Origin of the sequence: Allobosea sp. ASV33 (genome assembly GCF_016428755.1) — a bacterium.
Taxonomy (GTDB): domain Bacteria; phylum Pseudomonadota; class Alphaproteobacteria; order Rhizobiales; family Beijerinckiaceae; genus Allobosea.
The window spans coordinates 1-4,407 of sequence record NZ_JAELTI010000173.1 but is presented as its reverse complement, the minus strand read 5'-3'; the positions used below and the strand labels follow the sequence as shown (position 1 = coordinate 4,407).

4 protein-coding genes are annotated in these 4,407 nt (G+C 68.6%); all 4 read right to left on the bottom strand.

Features of this window, described 5'->3' with window-relative positions; all coding sequences use genetic code 11:
- Positions 1-23: 23 nt before the first annotated feature.
- On the bottom strand, positions 24-806 hold the full coding sequence (locus JHD80_RS26725) for an ABC transporter ATP-binding protein (protein WP_465246564.1): 783 nt from the start codon (positions 804-806) through the stop codon (positions 24-26).
- 8 nt (positions 807-814) lie between these two features.
- Entirely contained in the window at positions 815-1,828 is a 1,014-nt protein-coding gene (locus tag JHD80_RS26720; protein ID WP_199093539.1) for an iron ABC transporter permease, read from the bottom strand.
- The gene (locus JHD80_RS26715; protein WP_199093537.1) at positions 1,825-2,685 is read right to left on the bottom strand and encodes an ABC transporter substrate-binding protein; all 861 of its coding nucleotides are present in this window, start codon (positions 2,683-2,685) and stop codon (positions 1,825-1,827) included. Before JHD80_RS26715 ends, JHD80_RS26720 begins: the two co-directional genes overlap by 4 nt.
- Positions 2,682-4,407: TonB-dependent receptor plug domain-containing protein (locus tag JHD80_RS26710; RefSeq protein ID WP_199093535.1), on the bottom strand; the 1,726-nt coding region annotated here is incomplete at its 5' end. The genes JHD80_RS26710 and JHD80_RS26715, both read right to left, overlap by 4 nt.

The following is a 4,407-nucleotide window of genomic DNA, read 5'->3' as shown; positions in this document are numbered from 1 at the left end:
CCTGCGCACCGTATCGGTTCCGGTCATGAAGCGGTCTTTTCGTTGTCGAGGGTGCGCCAGGGCAGAAGGAAGGGCTCGCCGGCATGGGCGCCGCGCAGGGCCTGGATGCCGAAGACCTGCGCGAGCCTGACATCGTCGAGAACTGCGGCGGGAGACCCGTCGGCGATCAGCCGGCCGTGGTCGAGCAGGAGGAGCCGGTCGCAGAAGCGGGCAGCGAGCGTCAGGTCGTGCAGCACGACGACCACGCCGGTGCCTTCGCCGCTGATCCGGCGCAGCAGTTGCAGGGTATCGAGCTGATGCCGCGGATCGAGCCCCGCCAGCGGCTCGTCCGCGAGGAGATAGGGCGCCTCCACCGCCAGCGCCCGCGCCAGCAGGACGCGACGGCGCTCGCCACCCGAGAGCGTGCCAACCGCGCGGCCGGCGAAGCCGGCGACATCGCAGAGCCTGAGCGCCCGCGTGATCGCCTCCCGGTCAGCGTCACCGGCGTCGGTGAAGGGGCGCCGATGCGGCAAGCGGCCGAGCCCGACCAGGGCCTCGACGGAGAGAGCTGGTGGCGCTTCGCCACCCTGGGTCAGAAAGGCGACGCGGCGCGCAAGCGTGCCCCGCCCTAGAGCACGCGCCGAGGCGCCGTCATAGTCGACGCTGCCACGGTCCGGCGCGAGCAGCGCCGCCAGCACCCGCAGCAAGGTCGTCTTGCCGGCGCCGTTGGGCCCGATCAGGCCGAGCAACTCGCCAGGCCGGATCTGCGCGTCGACCTCTTGCAGAATCGATTTGCCGCCGAGCGAAACCGTGATGCCGGACGCCATGATCGCCATCACAAGGCCTCCCGGCGCAGGCGCTGCACCAGCGCGAAGAGGAAGGGCGCGCCGATCAGCGCGGTCACCACGCCGAGCTTGAGCTCCGGCCGGATGGGCATGAGCCGCACGCCGATATCGGCCGCAAGCACGAGAATGGCGCCGCCGAAGCCGCTGGCGATGAGCAACCGGCCCGGCCGATGGCCGACCAGCGGGCGCAGCAGATGCGGCACGACGAGGCCGACGAAGCCGATCGCGCCGGTCACGGCAACCGCGCTGCCGACGGCGAGCGCCGCGCCGCCGATCAAGCGTGCCCTGAGCCAGCCGAGATCGAAGCCGAGGCTGGCCGCCGTGTCCTCGCCGAGGCCGAGCGCATCGAGCGCCGGAGCCGTCGAGGCGAGCAAGGCCCAGCCGAGCAGCATCAAGGGCAGGACGAGGGCGACGTGGTTCATGCTGCGATCCGCCAGCGAGCCCATCAACCAGAACACGATCTCCAGCGCCGCATAGGGGTTGGGCGCGAGGTTCAACGCGAGCGCGGTCGCCGCTCCCGCGAAGCTGTTGAGCGCCACGCCCGCGAGGATCAGCGTGGTCGTGCTCGCGCCGCGGCCGAGCAGGATGAAGAGGATCACCGTTGCCACGAGCGCGCCAGCGATGCCGCCGAGCGGCAGGGCGAGCGCGAGACTGGCGGAGAGCCCGCTATAGAAGACGAGCACGGCACCGAAGGCGGCGGCGCTGGAAATGCCGATCACGCCGGGCTCGGCCAGCGGATTGCGTAGCAGCCCCTGCATCGCCGCGCCGGCCATGCCGAGGCTGAAGCCGACGAGCGCGCCGAGTAGGGCACGCGGCAGGCGCAGTTCGTAGAGCACGAGCGCCGGCAGGCTTTTCTGCCCCGCGAGGAGGTCCGTCACCGCCGGGCCGAGCGGTAAAGGCGCATAGCCGACGGCCATGGAGATCGCGGTCATCGCCAGAGTGGCGAAGGCGAGCGATCCCAGCAGCGGCGCCGGCCTGAAGCCGGGTGAAGCATCCGGCATCATCGCTTCTCCTCCACGGCACGCACCAGCAATTCGATCGCGTCGAGCACGCTCGGCCCGGCGCAGGTCCAGAGCCGCGACGGCAGCGCGACGAGCTTCAAGCGACCACCGAGCCGGTCGATCACGGGATGATGCAGGATCTCGTGCGCCAGCGACGGCGGACCGTCCGGGGTCTCGTTCAGGATCAGGATCTCGGCGCCACCGAGCGCCACGGTTTCGAGCGCGATCTGGCCGTAGCTCTCGACGCCCAGCTCCGCGGCGATGTTGATGAGGCCGGCACGGGTCAGGATTTCGTCGACGAGCGAACCGCGGCCGACCGTGAAACCGCTGGGGCGCAGCACGATCGCCCGCAACGGCCTGTCGACGCGGCGCGCCGCGAGCGCCTGAAGGCGTTGTTCGATTTCGGCGAGCAGCGCCTGCCCGCGCGCGGACTCGCCGAGCAGATCGGCCATCTCGGCGACCTGCGTCTTCATCTCCGCGAGATTGCGGGGAACGCCGAATTCCCGGACCCCGACACCGACACGCCCGAGCAGCGAAACCGTCGCGCGCGTCGTGTAAGTGCCGGCGACGACGAGATCGGGTTTGAAGCCCAGCACCTCTTCGGCGAGGCCGTGATTGGCCGGGATCCCGCGAGCGGCCTCGGCCATGTTGGCGTTGCGCGGGTCCTGCGACAGCCATGTCACCGAAGCGATGCGTGCGGGATCGGCCAGACGCAGCACGAGCTCGTCCGTGCACATGTTGAGCGAGACGATGCGCGCCGGCCGCTCGACAGCAAGCGCAGCCGACATCGCCGCGCCGGAGAGCGCGACGATGATCAGACCAGCGCGGCGCAGGCGCCGCAGAATGAGGGCAAACGTCATCCGCCGAAGGCCACCTTGACACCGCCGAAAGCACCGAGGCCCGGCGCGAGGAAACCGACCGGATTCTCCCAGCGCTTGTCGAAGAGGTTATCGATCCGCCCAAACACCGTCACCTTGTCGGTCGCCTTGTATTCCGCGGCGAGGTTGACCAGCGTCGCCCCCTTGGCGTTCAGGCGGCGCACCGAGAAGTCGCGATTGCCGTCCACCCACGAACCGATATGGATCAGCGTCGCCGAGAGGCTGAGCTTGTCGATCGGCAACCAGGTCGCGGTCAGGCTCGCCTTGTGGCGGGGCCGGCGCAGCAGTTCCTGCCGCGCGATCTCGTCCTTGGCGAGGGTGAAGGTATAATCCCCGCGGATCCGGAACTGCGGCGATATCTCCAGCGCCGCAAAGGCCTCGACGCCCTTGGTCCGTGCCCTGCCGACATTGGCGTAGGAATCGCCCCTGGCATTGGTGACGATCAGGTTGTCGATGTCGTTCTGGAACCAGGTCGCGCCGACCAGCAGGCGCTTGTCGAAGAGCGGCTGCTCCAGGCCGACATCCCAGCCGCGGCTCTGCTCGGGCTTGAGGTCGGGATTCCCACGGAAATTGAAGCCCGGACGATAATCGACGAAGAGCTCGTTCAAGGTCGGCGCCTTGAAGCCGGTGCCGTAGCTGGCCTTCAGCTTGGTCTCGCTGCCCGGCACGATCATCGCCGGCGCGACGCGCCAGGTCGTATGGGCGCCATAGGCCTCGTCGACGTCGTGGCGGATATTGGCCGCGAGGAAATAGCGGTCCTGCAGATTGCCCTGATATTCGAGGAAGCCGGCCTTGTTGCCGTTGGAGGCGACGAGGCTCGTCGTATCCAGCCTCTCGCGCTCGTATTGCAGGCCCATGATGACGTTATGGCCCTTGGCGAGTTCGAGATTGCCGCGCCAATCCAGCTTGGTGCGCTCGCCGAGATACTCGGTCGGCAATCCGAGCAGGCCGGTCATCGACGGTGTCCGCGACGACCGATCCTGGTTGGAATAGGAGACGCCGAAGGTGTTGACGAAACGGCCACCGAGCGGATCCCAGACGATCTCGCCGCGGGTGAAGGCCTGGGCATAGTTCTGGCCGGAGCGATAGGCGGTCGGGCGGCTCGGGAAGCCGGAATCATAGGCCGACAGGAACTTGCCGTCGGTATAGCGGCCGACCCAGTTGAGGCTCAGCGTATCCGAGAGCGCGACGCCGATACGGCTGGAATAGGTGTAGGAATCATAGGCGTTCGGCCTCACCCGCCTGCCCGGCACGATCAGGCGGGGCGGGACCGAGTCGGTCGAATCCGAGCGCGTATGGGCCACGTTGAAGGCGTAGTTGAAGCGGTTGTCCCCGCCGCTTAACCCCAAGGATTGGTTGAAGGTGCCGTGCGATCCGGCCTCGACGCGCGCGCTCACTCTCGGCGGGCCCTCGCCGCGCTTCGTCGTGATCGAGATCACGCCGCCGATCGCATTGGCGCCGTAGAGGCCGCTCTGCGGGCCGCGCAGCACCTCGATGCGCTCGATATCCTCGGTCAGCATCGAGCCGAAATCGAAGGAGCGGTTCGGCGTCGAGGGATCGTTCGCCTCGATGCCGTCGATCAGCACCTTGACGTGATTGGAATTGGTGCCGCGCATAAAGACCGAGGTCTGGCCGCCCGGCCCGCCGATCTGGACGATGTTCAGCCCCGGCACGGCGGCGAGTGCCTGCGGCAGGGTGCGGCGC